Annotated in this window: 16 protein-coding genes; 6 read left to right on the top strand and 10 right to left on the bottom strand. The window is 40.0% G+C overall.

The window, feature by feature from the left end; all coding sequences use genetic code 11:
- The 5 genes from IIC38_10055 to egtD all read left to right on the top strand — a co-directional run.
- Positions 1-1111 (top strand): lamin tail domain-containing protein (locus IIC38_10055; protein MCH8126294.1); only part of this gene is annotated, 1111 nt, incomplete at its 5' end.
- 234 nt (positions 1112-1345) lie between these two features.
- Positions 1346-1585, top strand: coding sequence for a hypothetical protein (locus tag IIC38_10050; protein MCH8126293.1), 240 nt, complete (start codon positions 1346-1348; stop codon positions 1583-1585).
- A 171-nt stretch (positions 1586-1756) separates the two neighbouring features.
- Entirely contained in the window at positions 1757-2509 is a 753-nt protein-coding gene (locus IIC38_10045) for an ATP-binding cassette domain-containing protein (protein ID MCH8126292.1), read from the top strand.
- A gap of 20 nt (positions 2510-2529) precedes the next feature.
- Positions 2530-4035 (top strand): ABC transporter permease subunit, encoded by a 1506-nt coding sequence (locus IIC38_10040; GenBank protein MCH8126291.1) that lies wholly within the window; start codon positions 2530-2532, stop codon positions 4033-4035.
- Positions 4036-4054: 19 nt separating this feature from the next.
- On the top strand, positions 4055-5056 hold the full coding sequence (egtD, locus tag IIC38_10035; GenBank protein ID MCH8126290.1) for an L-histidine N(alpha)-methyltransferase: 1002 nt from the start codon (positions 4055-4057) through the stop codon (positions 5054-5056).
- Positions 5057-5358: 302 nt separating this feature from the next.
- On the opposite strand, the gene IIC38_10030 is transcribed toward egtD, so the two are convergent.
- Positions 5359-6270: a tetratricopeptide repeat protein gene (locus tag IIC38_10030; GenBank protein ID MCH8126289.1), complete on the bottom strand. Its 912-nt coding sequence runs from the start codon at positions 6268-6270 to the stop codon at positions 5359-5361.
- A gap of 543 nt (positions 6271-6813) precedes the next feature.
- On the opposite strand from IIC38_10030, the gene IIC38_10025 reads away from it, so the two are divergent.
- The gene (locus tag IIC38_10025; protein MCH8126288.1) at positions 6814-9315 is read left to right on the top strand and encodes a protein kinase; all 2502 of its coding nucleotides are present in this window, start codon (positions 6814-6816) and stop codon (positions 9313-9315) included.
- Positions 9316-9672: 357 nt separating this feature from the next.
- Here IIC38_10025 and IIC38_10020 read toward each other — a convergent pair whose 3' ends face one another.
- The 9 genes from IIC38_10020 to IIC38_09980 form a co-directional block, all read right to left on the bottom strand.
- A complete protein-coding gene (locus tag IIC38_10020) occupies positions 9673-10698 on the bottom strand; it encodes a PrsW family intramembrane metalloprotease (GenBank protein ID MCH8126287.1) in 1026 nt (341 codons plus the stop codon).
- Between the two features lie 142 nt (positions 10699-10840).
- Positions 10841-13810 carry a hypothetical protein gene (locus IIC38_10015; GenBank protein MCH8126286.1) on the bottom strand — a complete coding sequence of 990 codons (2970 nt, stop codon included), beginning with the start codon at positions 13808-13810 and terminating at the stop codon, positions 10841-10843.
- Between the two features lie 343 nt (positions 13811-14153).
- Positions 14154-15197, bottom strand: a complete 1044-nt coding sequence (locus IIC38_10010; protein MCH8126285.1) for a hypothetical protein — start codon at positions 15195-15197, stop codon at positions 14154-14156.
- 318 nt (positions 15198-15515) lie between these two features.
- Positions 15516-15737 carry a hypothetical protein gene (locus IIC38_10005; GenBank protein MCH8126284.1) on the bottom strand — a complete coding sequence of 74 codons (222 nt, stop codon included), beginning with the start codon at positions 15735-15737 and terminating at the stop codon, positions 15516-15518.
- Entirely contained in the window at positions 15721-16161 is a 441-nt protein-coding gene (locus IIC38_10000; GenBank protein MCH8126283.1) for a hypothetical protein, read from the bottom strand. The genes IIC38_10005 and IIC38_10000 overlap by 17 nt, the downstream gene beginning before the upstream one ends.
- 105 nt (positions 16162-16266) lie before the next feature.
- Positions 16267-17049, bottom strand: coding sequence for a hypothetical protein (locus IIC38_09995; protein ID MCH8126282.1), 783 nt, complete (start codon positions 17047-17049; stop codon positions 16267-16269).
- Positions 17046-17588 carry a sigma-70 family RNA polymerase sigma factor gene (locus IIC38_09990; GenBank protein ID MCH8126281.1) on the bottom strand — a complete coding sequence of 181 codons (543 nt, stop codon included), beginning with the start codon at positions 17586-17588 and terminating at the stop codon, positions 17046-17048. The genes IIC38_09995 and IIC38_09990 overlap by 4 nt, the downstream gene beginning before the upstream one ends.
- A gap of 166 nt (positions 17589-17754) precedes the next feature.
- On the bottom strand, positions 17755-18039 hold the full coding sequence (locus IIC38_09985) for an STAS domain-containing protein (GenBank protein ID MCH8126280.1): 285 nt from the start codon (positions 18037-18039) through the stop codon (positions 17755-17757).
- Entirely contained in the window at positions 18032-18445 is a 414-nt protein-coding gene (locus tag IIC38_09980; GenBank protein MCH8126279.1) for an ATP-binding protein, read from the bottom strand. The genes IIC38_09985 and IIC38_09980 overlap by 8 nt, the downstream gene beginning before the upstream one ends.
- Between the last annotated feature and the right edge of the window lie 3 nt (positions 18446-18448).

Genomic DNA, 18448 nt, shown 5'->3' with positions numbered 1-18448 from the left:
AAATGCGCAATGGAAGAAACCGCCACCCCCCCCGAAGAAGCTGCTAATCTCAGAAATTGTTGCCCGACCCACAGCTGGGGAATTTGTAGAAATCTACAATCCCGGTTCTGAAGCGGTTGATTTGAGTTATTATTACCTTGCCAATAGTACTTTCCAGTTTGGCAATACCTATTACTACCAGCTGGTTGAAGGCGGTGGTGGCGGCGGAACATTTGCGGATTTTAATGCTCGATTTCCTGATGGTGCCATGATTCAACCGGGTGAGTATCAGACGATAGCTATAAGCGGTGATTCATTGTTCTTTGCCGTTTATGGTGTATTGCCTACCTATGAATTATATGAAGACGGCACCAATTTCGGCAATGATGTTCCTGATATGCGTGAGGCTGTTCCTGGAAGCATTGCCGGTCAGGGTGGATTCTCAAATGGTGATGAGGATGCCATTCTTTTTTACTGGGATGGTTTAAGTGATTTAGTTGTTGATATTGATTACGTAATATATGATGAAGGAGACGGAGGCATCAATGAGCAAGTTGATAAGACTGGCGTAAGCATTGATGGTCCCGATCCTGGTACAGATTCGACTATGTATTTACCGGATACGCCTATTGCCAACCAGGTACCGGCTCCAATCAACAATACTGCTGATGGTTTTTCCACACACCGTATTGACTACACTGAAGGTAATCAAACTCCAACCGGTGGTAATGGTGTAACCGGTGCAGACGAAACTAGCGAGGATTTAAACAACACTTTCACGGACAACAGTACACCCTCACCTAATGCCCCGGGACAAATCGTTGGAGTAGAAGATTTGTCAATTGTCATCCCGGATCGCTTTGTTCTTCATGGCAATTATCCGAATCCATTTAATCCTTCCACAACCATTCGTTATGATTTGCCCACGAATGCGGATGTTCGAATTGTTATTTTTGATATATTAGGCCGGCAAGTACTTACTATCGAAAATAATAATGTGTCAGCCGGTAGCGCCCTTACTATTGAAATCAACGCCTCGGAATTGAGCTCCGGACTTTATTTTTATCAACTAATAGCCAAGTTAAAGGAGAAAACGGAAATCAAAACAGGTAAGATGACTCTGCTAAAATAAACAATGAAATTTCAAAATTAATGGTTATCAAAAGCCCTGGCAAAAACCGGGGCTTTTTTATATAACCTCGTTTGAGGATATACAAACCATTTGGTAATCGATTAAAAATATGTTAATTTAACACTTTAATGGTGAATCATCTTTAAAAATATAACGTAAACATTTTTTAATATTAGCTGTCTGATATAAAGTCATTATTTTATTTTTAACTTACACTCAATTGGGAGAAAAAATATGAGTAACAATTCCAAAAAGATTGGAAGTTTATTCTGGGGAGTTTTATTGATTGGTATTGGTATCTTATTTTTATTGGATAACCTTGGTATTGTCTATTTTGATGAAATTATCAGTGATTATTGGCCCCTAATTCTAATTGCTGTTGGTTTGAAAATAATTTTTAGTGCCAAAGGAAGTAAAAAAAGCAAAGAACCCACGACGGAAGTTCAGCAAGCTGAGGCCGCAAAAACAGAATAATTTTTATTGATAAACACATATTTCATTGATCAAAAAGAAGCCTGATTTCAGGCTTCTTTTTTTTATTCTCATCTTGACATTCGTCTAATATTTCAATAAGTTTAGAACAATTAAATAAATTCGACATACCGTAATAACTTCATTTATCACCTCTGATCAATTCATTATTACATGCTTTCATTAGTCAATATTCGCAAAACCTATAATGGCGTTACAGCCCTGGAATCAATCAACCTTTCGATTCAAGCTAACAAAACGACCGTATTAATTGGCCCCAGCGGCTGCGGGAAATCTACGCTGTTGCGAATTATGAATGGATTGGTCCAGCCAGATACCGGAACAGTTCATATCGAAAAGACAAAACTTACTCCGGAAAGCGCCCCGGGTCTAAGAAAAAAAATGGGCTATGTAATCCAGGATGGTGGTTTGTTTCCACATTTAACTGCCGAAAAAAATATTACCATAATGGCCCATTACCTGGGTTGGCCCGATGAAAAAGTAAAGAACAGACTGGACGATTTACTCGGCTTAACCCAATTTCCCAAAGCTGCTATACACCGCTACCCCACTGAGCTTTCCGGTGGACAGCAGCAACGGATTAGCCTGATGCGAGCGTTAATGCTCAACCCGGATTTATTACTCATGGATGAACCACTGGGTTCATTGGATCCAATCACTCGAATAGAATTACAAAATGAACTTCGAGAGATCTTTAAGACTTTAAGCAAAACAGTGGTTATGGTTACCCATGATATCGGCGAAGCTGGATTTTTCGGAGATAAGATTATGCTCATGCGAGAAGGCCACATTATCCAGCGAGGAACGCTTTCTGAAATGATCCAATCACCGGCGGACGAATTTGTTACGCGTTTCATCAATGCTCAACGAAGTCCGATTGATGCACTAGCAGGAGGGACTTCTTGAAATTCATCAAGCCAATTGCCATTCTTATTTTTTTTATTTTTCTGCCACACAATTTCTTGTACAGTCAATCCGTTAAAATCCAAGTCGGCTCTAAGAAATTTACCGAATCCGTAATCTTAGGTGAAATTATTAAATGTCTGGTTATAGATACCGGCGCTTCTGTCATACATCGCCAGGAACTTGGCGGGACGAGAATCCTATGGAATGCTCTTCTCCGGGGAACAATCGATATTTACCCGGAATATACCGGTACAATTAGCCAGGAAATCCTTGCTGGTAAGGAATTGAAAAACGAAGAAGAAATCCGGCTGGCATTAATCGAGCAAGGTATCCGAATGAGCAAGTCGCTTGGTTTTAACAACACATACGCTTTGGGCATGAAAGAGCAGATCGCTTCGGAAAGGAATATACAAAAGATTTCCGATTTGAAAAATCATCTCGATCTGAAATTTGGCTTTACCAACGAGTTTATGGATCGGGAAGATGGATGGCCAAGTTTGCAGCTGAGATATCAATTGCAGCACCAGGATGTTCGCGGGCTCGATCATGATCTCGCTTATCGTGCTTTGGATAGTGAATCCATACATGTCACCGATCTCTATTCTACCGATGCAGACATTAAGTACTATAACCTAAGAATCCTTCAAGATGATTTGCACCTGTTTCCAAATTACAATGCCGTATTACTTTACCGTGATGATTTATCTGAAAAAGCGCCGGAAGTAATTGATGCAATCTTAAAGCTGGAAGGGAAAATCCTGGAATCTGAAATGGTCAGGATGAATGCAAAAGCAAAGCTTGAGCGGATTGCAGAACAACAAATCGCAGTCGAATTTTTAGAAAAAACATATGGTCTGCAAATCGACACACAAATCCAAACACGTTGGGATCAATTTTGGCAAAACACAAAATCACATATCCTTTTAGTCCTGCTGGCACTAACGGTTGCTATTTTAATCTCGATACCCCTGGGGATTTATTCAGCTCGTCATCGCAAATTGGGCCAATTTATTCTTGGTAATGTTGGCATCATTCAAACTATTCCGGCGCTGGCACTGCTTGTATTTATGATACCGATTTTAGCTGCAATCAGGAAAGACCTTGGCATTGGAGCAGCGCCGACAATCGCAGCTTCGGTTCTCTACGGTTTATTGCCAATTGTACGCAATACCTATACCGGCTTGAAAGACATCCCGCTGCATATTAATGAGTCGGCAATTGCGTTGGGTTTACCATCTCGCAGCAGGCTATGGCTTGTTGAGCTGCCCATGGCGTCTCGTGCAATCCTGGCCGGTGTTAAAACTTCAGCTGTGATGATAGTAGGTTTTGTAACGTTGGGAGCTTTAATCGGGGCACCCGGCTATGGCCAACCGATTCTCACGGGTATTCGCCTGGCTGATACAGGTTTGATATTACAAGGAGCGCTACCGGCTGCCATTCTTTCTTTAATTGTCCAGGGTTTGTTTGAATTGGCAGAACGGTGGTTGGTTCCCAAAGGTCTCAGAATTGAAAGCACAGTAAAATAATGACCAATAGGGAGTTTATATGGAAGTAATCACCAAACAAGATCGATTTCAGTTAATTTCCACTAATGAGGAAATTAAGGTCGACAATTTTGCTAGCGATGTGAAAAAGGGACTGACTTCCGAAGAAAAATTCCTGTTGAGCAAATATTTCTATGATGAGAAAGGCTCTCAATTATTCGAGCAGATCAGTGATCTCGATGAATATTATCTCACCAGAACCGAGCGTGAGATTCTGGAATCAAAATCCGGGGAAATATCCACTCTTTTTTCTGATAGAATTTCAATGGTTGAATTAGGAAGTGGCAGCTCGGAAAAAACCCGTTTACTTATAAAAGCCTTCCTGAAAAGGTTCGGAAATCTGTTTTACATTCCTATAGATATTTCACTTTCCATATTGGAAGAAAGCTCTTTGAATTTATTGGCTGATTTTCCAGGGCTTGATATTCAGGCCATAAATGCCACTTATCAAAAGGGCTTGCGGAAACTCCATTCCATCTCAAAACCACCCAGGCTCATTTTATTCCTGGGATCTAATATCGGTAATTTTCAAAGGCATGATGCGGAAAATTTCTTGCATTGCATTCAAGAATTGATGCATCCAACAGACAGGTTGCTTGCCGGGATTGATCTAAAGAAAGACAAAAAGGAATTGGAAGCGGCATATAATGATTCTTTGGGGGTTACGGCTAAGTTTAACCTAAACCTCCTGGAACGGATCAATCGGGAACTAGGTGGAGAATTCGATTTAAATGAATTTAAACACCTTGCCATCTATAACGAAAATATAGGCCGCATCGAAATGCATTTGGTTAGTAAAATCGATCAAACCGTTCACATTTCAGATATAAATTTGGATGTGCCTTTTAAAGAAGGAGAAACAATACATACCGAAAATTCTTACAAATATTCCTTGCAAGATATTGATGAGCTTGCTCAATCGGCTGGACTGCTCACAAAAGAAAGATGGCTTGATGCTAATGAACGGTTTAGTCTGAACTTTTTTGCCTCGGATAGGGAATGAATAGTATTAGTGTCTAACCGAAAACCTGCTCATCCGGAATCTCGTTATTTCAGGCTGGAGATTCCCGTTTAAAAACAGGCTATCCGAGAACCCCCAAAATGTCACCCCCGAATGTTTTTATCGGGGGTCTTTTTACTTTATCATCCACAAAATGGACTCCTACTTAAACTTGTGCCCGCATGCTTTTAGTGGGCAGTATGCAAGAGTGACAATACCGGTTCTCGGATAGCCTGACAACGTGTGAGAATGAAAGAAGGTTGTTTTCGTTCAGACACTAATTAAGTTCTAAAGAATTTCAGGCACTATTTCCTGGCAAGTTCAGCTTCCGCAGCAATATATCCAAACGCAGCCCAATATGTCCCTTCAACCACTTTCTTAAAGATATCCATCGCTTCTTCGGTTTCTCCGTTATAGAAATACCAATTCCCTACCCCATAACCCTGGGTTGCGATATCCAGATCCTCAGCGTCTTTTGTGCTAAGCACAGAATCCGGCGGGATAATCCCTTTATACATCAGCAGCCGTTTGTGGTATGAATGATTTTCCAATATTTCCATTTCAGAAGTTATCGCCTGCAAAACATCTTTGGCTTCATTTTCCATTCCAAGCCTACGGTAAGTCATATACAACCAATCACTGGTCGCACAAAGCATATCATTATTATTGGAAAATTTCATACATTCAAGGTAAGCGTGCAAAGCATTTTCGAAGTCACCCTTGAGATAGTACGCCAAACCCAGGTGATACCAAATATTGGAATGGGAGGTGCTGGTTGGAATGTCGTATTTATTCGGCTGACCATCTTGTTCGATTTCATCCGGAACACCTTCGATAAGTTGGCTCGCTTTCTCCAAATCTTCAATGGCTTTGTCAAATTCTCTAATACTGATATAGCGATGTCCCCGGTGACGGTATAGATTGTAGTTCTCCGGGTATTTTTTGATGCCATCGGAATAAATCTTTATTGCGTCACGATAGCGCCACAGGTAAGCGGTTCGCCTGCCAAGCCAGATAATATTTTCTTGTTTATCCGGATCTTTGTCGAAATCCGCCTTCGCCTTTGCTAAATTCCCCTCATTTTTTTCCTCTGTTTCGGCTGCTAATTCGATTGGAAAAAGCGGTTGTCCCGAAAGTGAAATTGCTTCCGGCTCATTTTGTTTTTGACAGGTTATAAAGATAAAGGAAAAAAGTAAAAAGTAAAAAGTGCAAAACAAGCTGTTTTTTTTCAATGAACTACCTTTCTAATTATTATAGTTACCCTTTTCTATACCTTTAGCCGGCTTCCAATCAGAATGTCTTGGGTCATATTATATAGATACTTTATTTCATAATCAAACGATAATAAATGTCAAGCGTTTTCTTTATGATAAAGGAGCGAGGTAAGGATATGAAGGTGGGAATAATTTTATAAGCCAATTTCTTCTTAATTGATCATTGGATCGAATACGCAGTTCGCAGGTTGTCCGTTGGACTCATAGTCCGTCATATAACGAGCCTTTTTTATTAGGAAGAGGGGTAAATGTGGACATATTGGGACATTTAGTGCACACGATTCTACTTACACTTTTTATTAACAATTATTATCCGGCCACATTTGAAACTATGTCCACAATCTGAAGAATTATCTATCCATCCAAATATCTTAACAAAATCAAGAAATTCATTGATTTTGGACTTATGAATTTGTAAAATTTAATATCGTAGAACCGGAAATATCTCCTGGCTAAACTCAAAAACTATCTTGAGATAACCTCGACATGATTGGCACAACCATATCACATTATAAAATTCTCGAAAAACTAGGTGGCGGCGGCATGGGTGTCGTTTACAAAGCTGAGGACATCAAGCTTAAACGAGCTGTCGCGTTAAAATTTCTGCCACCCGAATTAACCCGCGACGAAGACGCCAAACAGCGCTTCATTCATGAAGCGCAAGCAGCCTCGGCGTTGGATCATGCCAATATCTGCACTGTTTATGAAATCGGAGAGACCGATGAGGCTCAATTGTTTATCGCCATGGCCTATTACGATGGCGAGACGTTGAAGAAGAAGATTGAACAGGGGGCGCTGAAGATTGATGAGGTGATTGATCTTGCCATCCAAATTGCGCAGGGTTTAGCGGCGGCGCACGAGGCAGACATTATTCACAGGGATATCAAGCCTGCCAATGTCATGTTAACCAATAAAGATGTGGCTAAAATCGTTGATTTCGGCCTGGCCAAAGCAGCAGGCCAAACCATGCTCACTAAGGAGGGTATTACGCTGGGCACCATTGCTTATATGTCCCCTGAACAGACGCATGGCGCGGAACTGGACCATCGTTCAGATATATGGTCATTGGGTGTGATATACTATGAAATGCTGACGGGAGAATTACCCTTTAAAGGACACTACGACCAGGCTGTGGTATATTCCATTATGAATGAGGAACCACAACCAATGACTGACCTTAGGGAAGACGTCTCCCCGGTCATGGTGAATATTGTCAACAAAGCTCTGGCAAAAAGGTTAGAGCAGCGGTATCAAACCGCGGCAGAGCTTATTGCTGATTTAGAAAGCCTGAAAACGGGCACAATTCCTGCTGCTGGACCTACACCAATGGTCGCCTCTGATCAGGAAGAAAAATCTATCGCCGTGGTTGATTTTACCAATATTACCGAAGATGCCTCCGTCGATTGGTTATCAAGCGGAATTGCCGAAACGGTTACGGTCGATTTAAAGAAAGTCTCTGCACTAAAAGTGGTGAGCCGCGAAAAGCTATTAAGGGTGCTCAATTCCATTACTGAGGAAAAGATTACTCAGGAAAAGATAATAGATCTTGGTAAAAAGCTGCAAGTGCGATGGATTATATCGGGTGGTTACCAAAAATTAGGCAATAAGATTCGCATCACTGCCCATTTTACAGAGATTTCGATTGGTGATGTAATTGGTTCGACAAAAGCTGACGGTACCCTTGAAGACATTTTCAAACTGCAGGATCAGATTATCACCAACCTGATGGAGACCTTGCAAGTCGAAGTATCTGATTCCGAAGTTAATAAAATGGAGACCCCAGAAACAATAGAATTGGAAGCATATGAATATTATGCTAAGGGAAAGCAGCTCTTTATTCAATTCGGTAAAGAAAGTTTTGAGCAGGCAACAGAGTATTTTGAAAAAGCCGTCGAAATCGATCCCAAATATGCTTTGGCTTATTCTGGTTTGGGCAGCATTCACATTTTTAGATTTATCGAAAAAACAGACCCAACTGATTTAGACATCGGCCTATCGCATTTGCAAAAGGCGATAAAATACGACCCCGACCTGGCTGACACCTATCTCTGGTTGACCTACGCCTACATGCGTAAACAGCGTCTGGAGGAAGCGGTTCAGTCGGGGCAAAAAGCGTTGCAGTTGGAACCAGACAACCCTTTGGCTCATTATTTTATGGGTAGTTCTTACCAACTTCAAGGAGCCATGGAATATAAGGATAATCGCTATAGCAAAGCAGTACAACATTACAAGAGAAACAATGAACTACAGCCAAATTTTCAACCGCCATATATGAGTCTTGCTTGGATTTATATCCTGCATGGACAATATCCAAAGGCACATAAGCACCTGGAAAAAGCAATAGAAATTGAAGAATCGGGCAAATCGGAGGATGTAAAATTTATCGGTGCTTTAACGATGATGGGCAATCTTCATTTCCGCCAACAACAATTGGATGAGGCTGTAGATTGTTATGAACGCGCGCTTGAGATTCTAGAAAAAGTGAATCATCTTTACAAGCATCAATTTGTCGTGTGGACCTATTGCGGCATCGGAGATATTCACTTAAATCTCAGAGCCCATGATAAAGCCCTGCAAAACTATAAAAGTGCTTGTGGGCTGATTGACAAAAACCCCAAGGCAATCGGCATGGGGTACTGTTTTGTTCGCGGCCATTTGGGAATGGCAAAAGCTTTTTGGAAACTTGGAATGAAACGTGAGGCCAAAGAGTGGTCTGAAGAGGCCCTTAAACTTATTAGTGATAAAAAAGGATTTGACTTCAATTGGATTTGGGAAGGAAGTGATGCGCAGGCCTATTACGACATTGCCAGCTATAATGCCTTGACGAATCGTTATGAGGAGGCCATCAAGTATTTGCGTAAAGCAGTCGACTGCAGCTGGGGTGATGTCCTTTTTTTGGAAGCAGATGAAAGTTTTGATTCAGTTCGGAGAAAAGCTGAATACCAAAAAATAGTCAAAAAATTGAAGAATCGAAAACCGTTGTCTTGATTTTTGAAATTCAAAATCCGAACCCTAATTTCAAACAAATTTTAATGACTAAAACGCAAATACAAAATGTTATGATTCGAGGCCCGCACGCTTTTGGGCAATTTGCCATACGTCCTTAAAGTTTCGAAATTCATAATAGAATACCCCGGATTCTGGACTAAATCCGCAGGCAGATGCATAAAGCTTCATGATAAACTATACAGTGACAAATTGTTTTCTAATTTAAAGCTGATATAGGGATTGGTAACACAAAAGAATCACTTAAATGTAAAAAAATCTATGGGATTATTACTTGGCTCGACTTAGTTCGTTATGAGAATGACCGAGAGTCGTGGTCTTGTCCCGCCTATTCTTGAATTACTTGTTACCTCCCAACATATGTAACTGCCAGAGATTGCGATTACTCGTATGCATAAATGGTAAGATTGCCAGATGTCCTATTGGGCCAATACTTTTTTCCAAATATTTTAATTCTTTGAACTTTGCTTTTATTTCTGGATCTGGCGCTGGTTTGAATCCCGATTCTTGCATCATTAAAATACCTTTTGCCCGTATCGATAATTCCAAATGGATACGTAAAAAACACAGCATATCCACCACAATTTCACCCGGGAATTTGTCCCGCAAAGAATGTAAATAACGGCCGATTTTCGTTTCGGATAGATTCCCAGAAGTAATCAACTCCAGCAATTCCTGGTCGGTATCGAATCCAACACCGAGCCAGTTTTGGGTTGATTTTTCGCTTTGGGAATAGACCAAGCTGATTATTATTGGGAAAACGAATAATAATAATAACGTCGATTGCAAAGGCGTTAAAAAGAAATGATTAAAGAGTGAATGAATACCGATTGCTAAAACGAATGCGGGTAAAATCGCAAAATATTTTATTGAAGATTGTTGATCGTGAAAGCTTTTGGCAATGATGCCGAATATTGCAGTTACTCCGCCATGCATAATCGCAGTGCCAAAACCTCGAATAATCCAGGTCATGAGTGTTGCATCAGACATCGCCCGCAGGTAATAGATATTTTCCAAAAATGCAAATCCCGCGCCAATGGCGAAACCATGAATGGCGGTGTCAACCGTAAAGCCCATCTTATTTTTTCGGATCAAATAAATCAGGAATGCAGCTTTTAAGGATTCTTCTACGATCGGAGCGCAATAGCGGCTATAGGTTTTGAATTCTATTGCTAGAAAATCCAGCATAGAACTGTTTATGAGAAATGAGCCCAAGGCAGCGCCACAGCCTGCGATTATAGAAATTAAAACAGCTTGTAGTTTAACTAGTTTATAACTATCGATTAAAATCAACCCAAGAAGGAAGAAAAAAACCGGAAGCAGGCTAAAAGAGATACGGAGTAGATCTTGAATTGGAGTGTTCAATTGTTAAACAAATTAGCCGGTTAATTGTTAATCATTTAGACATGGGCGCATAGGCCCATAGGTTGTAATGTAATGAGTTAGAGCAAAGGAGGCAAGAGAAAAACCTCTCAGGTTTACAAAACCAGAGAGGTTTTAAGTTAGGTTACAATATCTTCAGCGAAATCATGAATTCATCGGACAAACTCTGGTCTTTTTCAAAAGCCGCAGCGTATCCAATAGAAAATGTGGATTTTAGACGCGAGAACATGACAATGCGAAAATCTAATTGGCCACCTAAATTTAATAGGCTTCTTTGAGCGCCAAATTGAGGTGGGGGGTCACCTGCTTTAACGCCATCAAGATTTGTTCTGATTGCTGAAGAAAAAAGAGCGATGCGCGCCCACCTTAAATAAAAACTGGTAAAACCGACTCGGCGAAATCTTATCGGAGGTAAGTTCCATTCCATCATAAATTTTGCGTAATTTTTTCCGCCAAATTCGTTGAGGCCCACTCCCGGAAAACTATAATATTCCCTATACCGTTTTTCTGTTAAATAATCCACCCAGTTGTTACCGAAACCACCGAAAAAGTAATTTGCAAATGGATTATCCTCATTTCCAAAAGAGTGACCTATTGAACTTCTGAACCAGATAGAAGAATGACCAACAGGAAGTGGCAACCCCAAATCTAAGTTCATATGAACTCGAGGAAATATCTCCGAATTAACATAATTTCCCTGGGAGATAAGCTGCCATTTGAACCCTTTTTCATCGTCTACAGCGCCAAGTGATTTACGCACATAGCTGTAATCTAAACTTGCTCTTCCTAACAACAGCTTGTTAAATGTCGCGGTTACGTTCTGAAAGTCAGGCAGTCTTTCTAAACCGCTATATCTGGTTAAACCAATACTCAAATCCAAAGTCTTGGGCTTGTCATATAGTAGATTCTTGTTATATTGTAAACCCAAAGAATACCCCTTACGGCTGGTTTTAGTTGGTCCTGCCAAATCATAGAAATCAGCGCCATTGTAGGTCGCGTTAAATTGCCAATTGAAGTGATGAAATTTAACACCTAAATGTAACCTTTCGTTATTAGGCAAATTTTGACTTGATGAGTAAGATGAAGTAATTTCGAAACCAGTAATTCCAAGTAAATCCGAATAATTGAAGTGCATGCCCATTGCCGTAAAATCCTTGTACCCTTCAACGATGGGGTACGCTGAAGTAAGACCTATATTACTAAAAGAATTATACTTGCCGTGGTATGTAGTTAAAGAATCAATATTTATTGATGATGGAGGATCGAGAAGCCAGTCTTTGACAATCGGATGCTTTTTCACAATCTCGTTTCCTAAGAAGTTAATGGCGCTCACATTTTCAAGTGGCTCGATGGCAATCATAACCGGGACAAATCCGTCTCCTGTATAACGCATAACAATTAACGAATCCTCGGAAACAGGTACAGGCCTGAAAAAGCCTGATTCACAATTGCTGAGGATATCCATATCCTCTTCTTCGAAATCAAATCGGTAGATATTTGAAACACCAGAGTAATAAGACGATCCGTAGAGATACCTGCCATCCGGCGAAAAAACAAAGTTCGCAGGCAAGCTGTTCTCGAAATCAAACAGAACTTCATACGTTGTTTCACCACCCATCAATTTAGCGGCATCCATCTTAATCAACTTTTGCTTGCCAGTAATTTCAACAAGCGCAGCAGTAACCGTTGAGCCATCGGGTGAAATATCTATATCAAAAATATCTTTTCCATAAGGAAAGGAATAGATCTGGTTCCACTCTTTATACGGATGCGGGATTCTGACTAAGGTTGATATGCCATTATAGTGGCGAACACCCCAGATTGACTTATCCACCAGATTGAAGGTCAAGTCGCCGGTTCTAACATCTTGCATAAGTCTCTTCGATTTACCCGTTTTGATATCAACCACATTCAAATCCCGCCAGCTATTGTTATCCGTAGTATAAAAGATTAAACCTTCGGTTCGATCGTAAGCCAGGGAAGAAGTATAATATAAAGCAGGACCTTTTACATCGCATATTTTATCAATTGCGCCAGTTTGGATATCAATAGCAGCGATGTGGGCAACTTGCCCTGGATATCGTACAGCAGCAAAGAGATTTCGGCTGCTTGAATCATAAAACGTACGCGAAATAGAACCAAGAGCCCTTTTAGAGATTGGACGAAAGTGCGTTGTGGGGTTTAAGCGGATTGAATCGAGATTGACTTGCTGCCATTCACGCTCCCATTTAATCCAGCGAGTCCATTCATCGTTAAGCCCTACTCCATAGACTTTTTTGAACTGAGAAGCAAAATAGGCCTTGCTGCCTTTTTTTCGAGAAGCCCATTCTAATACTCTCTCAGGGCCATACTGATAGGCAAGATAACTGATGAACCGGGTTCCGTAAAGATAGGAGTTTGCCGCTACCTGAAAATCGATGGTTGTGCCTTCCGACTCTAAACCCACTACGTCATATATATAGCTTCCATCACGAACCATGGACCTGAACACCATTTCATCATAAGCGCCGAGCACCCGTCCCAAACCACCCGCCATCCAGGTCTCCCAAAAAACAGCTAAGCCTTCATGATACCAGCGTGGAGAAAGGTTGCGCGGACTTGTGAGATAAGAATAGAATATTGAAGCCGGATTATCTTCAGACGGCCACACCTTGCCGAAAAAAAGTGAACGAAAAAACTTGTCACTGCCGCTAGTTTGATCGGTTGTAACAATATGGACTAATTCATGACTCATCGTCCAGTTCATTCTTTCATTAGCTGGTATAGTTTCAAAAACATAATTGGCGGGTGCGAGATCCATCTTGATGAAATTACGTGGCACAGACGTGGCTCCTGCATTATGATAATCACTGAAGTCTTGCAAAAACACTGTGAATTTTTCACTTGGAGTATACTTAAAAAGATGACGATGGAACCTCAACGAATTCTCAAAACAACGCGCTAAATGAGATACAATATATTCATGTGTTTTACCTAAATAAATTAACTGTAAATTCTTTGTTTGTAGTGAATGTAATTGTGCAGGAAGTTCAAAATTGGCAAACAAAAGTAGAATGAAAAGCGGAAATAGAGGAATTTTTGATTTGGTTTTCATAAGATAATTTCTTTTATTTTTTTATGTTCATAACTTAAGTTTGTTATAAAAGTGATCACTAAAAGTGGACTGTCACTACAATGCAACAAAAGCAATCTCTCATCAAGGCAAATCTTAAAGGGGATGCTTTGACTTGCATTTGCTTTATTGCTAAACCGTAAAAACTTAATAAGCGATTGGAGAATTAAGTTTTATATTTAAAGTGTAAGCTTCTGAAAATGAGTAAAAGGAGATACCGAGGTTAAGCTTACGGTATCTCCTTTACGTAAAACGAACTTAAAGGATTAGAGTAGAGATTCAATTTTTAAATCCTTGTTCCAAAATTGAATCCTATTTTGGAATCCTATTTTGTGATTGCCTCACGAAGGCTTGCATTTACCAGTGCCTCCCGGAAGCTAGCGTTGGTTAAGGCCTCTCGGAAACTAGCATTTGCTAGAGCTTCTCGGAAGCTGGCATTGGCCAGGGCCTCTCGAAAGCTAGCATTTGCTAAAGCATCTCGGAAGCTGGCATTGGCCAAGGCCTCTCGAAAGCTAGCATTTGCTAAAGCATCTCGGAAGCTGGCATTGGCCAGGGCCTCTCGAAAGCCAGCGTTTGCTAAAGCCTCTCGGAAGCTGGCATTGGCCAGGGCTTCTCTAAAGCTAGCATTTGCTAAAGCATCTCGGAAGCTGGCACTGGTCAGGGCCTCTCGAAAGCTGGCATTTTCTAGAGCTTCTCTCAGAGTCGCGTCTACTAATGCCTCTCTCAGGCTCGCATCTACTAAAGCATCTCGGAAGCTGGCATTGGCCAGGGCCTCTCGAAAGCTAACATTCGCTAAAGCCTCTTGAAAGCTGGCGTTTGCTAAGACCTCTCGAAAGCTGGCATTTGCCAGAACTTCTCGAAAGCTGGCATTTGCAAAGGCCTCCCGAAGACTGGCATTCGCCAGGACCTCACGAAAGCTGGCATTTGCCAGGACTTCTCGAATGTTGGCATTTGCTAGGGCTTCTCGAAAACTGGCATTTGCTAAGGCCTCCTGAAGACTTGCATTCGCCAGGACCTCACGAAAGCTGACATTTGCTAGTGCCTCTCGGAAACTGACATTGGCCAAAGCCTCCTGAAGACTGACATTCGCCAGCACCTCTTGAAAGCTCGCATTTGCCAGGACCTTACGAAAGCTATCGTCATTGAGCAATTCCTGAATTTTGTCATTTTGCAACAATTTCTGGATTTCGGTATCTGTCAGGATAACATCATTGGCACTTATTTGGCCAACACGGTATTTTTGCGCCTTCTTTACACCGCCAATCGTGCCTTCAGCCCCTTCGCCGCCCGGGGGAAAACCGGAATAAATAAAATACCCCACAAGAATTAACACCAGAGCTGCCCCAGCAAATAAAGCTTTACGGTTCATGATAACCTTCCTTTCTTTTAATTAGGGTTTTTATGAACACTTAAATGAATTACAATTGGTAAATAAAAAAGTTTGTTTAGGTTTCATATTTTTAAAAAATAATTGTTAACCTGGATAATTCATGAACCGCAAAGACGCAAAGACCGCCAAGAGGAAAAGTAACAATTTTTAAGTATTTATCATCTGAATTATAGTTGCCTAGTTTCCAAAACATTTTTTAGTCTAACTCTTTGCGTCTTAGCACCTTCGCGGTGAAAATTTATGAATATTTCAAACTAATAGCTTTTGTTTATTACGCCTATCTTGGTCTAGTAAGTATTAGTGTACTATGAACTCTTCCGAACTTAGGACGCGGTTACCTCCACCATAAGAATAATCCTGGTCTCGAATCCACCTTGCAGTAGGCTTCTCTTCGTCTTCACGGAATTCGGTTTTTCCGACTATATCAAAGTCCAAATGGTAATAATTATTTATAACACGAGCTTTTACCCATATTGGCCACTCACCCGATGATTCCGGACTATCAAAACCAGGTTCCACCGATAGATGTTAACCCAGATAGATTACTTTCTGCATCTACAATAGGAGCCCAACCACTGTCATCTGACAACGGCCTTGTTGCTTTTTTTATTGAATAAAAATCAATATCACTTTGGTTGGCGATATTTTCTTCAGTGGGCAGAAAAACCTTAACTTCAAACGTTGCTCGCCAGCCTGAACCGCCAACTTCTTCGTCATAACCGACATTTCCTACTAGTAATTGAACCTGGATTCGATCGCCCTTTATTGGAGAATCAGCTGTGGCAGGCGAATATTCTTTTTTCTCCGGATCTCCCGGTCCAACAGGGGATGAACAAGAAAACGTTCCGGTTGCTCCTTCTTTACCCGGAGAGCCTGAATAAGAAACAATAACAATCAGGGCTAAAACTACGCCGGCAATTATAAATAAAATTCTTCGTCTCATGATAACCTCCTAGTTATTATTAGAGACTTAAATTTGAAAGTGACTCTTTCATTGCGAATTACAATTCATATTTTAAAAAGTTGGCTGGTTTCATTTTTTTTACTTTTAATTTCCAGTTGTCATTACTTCCTCAAGCAATGTATTGCCGTTTTGTGAAAGCCTAAAATTTATTTTTGCATCGGAAGCCAATCGTTTAAACAAGATTAAAGTGCTACTTTCAGCCTTTGTTGTAAGGTTAACCTGGTTAGCATCATATTCAATAGCTCCCCGGGATGGATGATCTCCTTTGGACAACCCACTAAATTCAAGTTCATCTTTATTAAATCCTAAATAGACATCAATATTCTGAGATGAATTAAGTTGTAGTTCAAGTAATACAACATCTTTGCCATTTTTTACATGCACGCTACCGGTAACCTGGTCCAGGTTGATTTCAAAAAAAGAGGCGGACTGTAAATTGTTATCCGCCTCTTTTGGGATCATCGTGCCGTAAAAATTGGAAATCTCATTTACTGGAGTTTGTAGATTTTGATTTCCGAATAATACAAACAAAATGAGACCCGCTGCCAAACCGGAGGCAAAAGCAAATCCATATTTGATCTGAAAAACTGATTTAATGTTTTGAATAAGCCCTCCAATTACTGGCGTTTTTTCTCTAGATGAACTCTTATAAGGTTGAATTGAATTTAAGATATTTTTCTTAAGATTGGGTGAAGGATCTTTTGCATCGACTTGATTAAGCAAATTAGAAAGACCGTTTAAATCCGAATAGAGCGTTTTAGCTTCTTCATTTTTCAACATGTATTTCTGCACGGCTTCACTTTCTTCCGAAGAATTTTCGCCATCAATTTCCTGATGAATAAGCTGAAGATATTTATCATCTATCATTTTTTAATTCCTTGCTTAACCAAAACATCTTTTAACAAATGCCTGGCAGTAAATAGTCTCGATTTTACCTTTTTCTCGGACATTTCAAGAATATAACTGATCTCGCCATAGGACAACTCTTGCAAATGTTTAAGAATAATGAGTATTCGATATTCCGGTTCAATGCCCATCAAAGAAGATCCAACCTGGTTGGACAATTCAAGGCTTTCATAATTCTTTTCAGGCGAATGGTCTTCTGACGCATAATCGACTTCCAACCCTTCAAATCGTCTGCGTTGCTCTCCAAGATTTAATGATTCATTGATTGCCATTCTGTAAATCCAGTTAAAAAATTTATGTTTAAAATCAAAGGTTCTCAAATTCTGATACACTTTGATAAAAACCGTCTGGGCTATATCCTCTGCATCCTGGACATCATTCAGCATTCGTAAAGCCACATTGTAAATCACCTTCTGATAGCGATCAATCAAGATCTCAAAAGGTTTCTCCTGACCCTCTAGTGTTTGCCTTATGAGAGTCGCATCATCTAGTTCTTTCATAGTGAATTACAATTGAAATAAAAAAAAGTTGGTTGAGTTTGAAATTTTACTGAAAATTATTCCACTATTGTAAGGAATAAGGAAAGAAAAAGCAATAAAAAAAATATTTGGGAAATATATTTATAGGTGAAAATAACTAGTGCCTGAACGAAAACTAAGATTCTTCTTATTCAATTTCGAAAATCGTATCGAATCCGGCGTACTGAAAGACATCTTTAATGTGTTTATTCATATGGGTCAATTTTAGTTTTTCACCGGATTCACTTAATCGTTTTTGTGTTTTGAGTAAAATGCCCAGTCCAGCACTGGAAATATAGTCTAAGTCGCTAAAGTTAATGTTACAAGATTCCATAATTGTATCGAATACTTTGATGGCTCCTTCTACTTGAGAGGCATCGAATCTTCCTACAAGAAGAATCTCACCTGAATCACTCTTTTCCGCTTCAAACAATGTTATTCTCCAAACTCATTATAAATGTGATTTTACTTTCCCTGTTTTTATACTCATAATCAATTTTGTCAACCATTTTCTTTACCAGGTGAATCCCCAATCCACCAACCCTGCGATCTTTCAAATGAGCTTTGATATCCACTTCTTTGGACTTGGTCAAATCAAATGGTTCGACATCAAAATCAATTAATGTTACTATGAGGGTACTATTTTTTTTGGCAAGATCAATAGAAATATCGCTTATACTTTCTCTGCTATATTTTACCATATTTGTAAATAATTCTTCAATGGCAAGATTAAGAGTAAATGAAACCGATTTGTCAATGCTATTTTTCTGAATAAATATATTAACAAAATCAAAAACTTTATTCAAAGACGCAAATTGTCTTTTAAATCTTTTTTTCATGAA

The sequence above is a fragment of the candidate division KSB1 bacterium genome (assembly GCA_022566355.1).
Lineage (GTDB): Bacteria > Zhuqueibacterota > JdFR-76 > JdFR-76 > DREG01 > JADFJB01.
The sequence above is the reverse complement of the archived record's forward strand: the minus strand, read 5'-3'. Positions and strand labels throughout refer to the sequence as shown.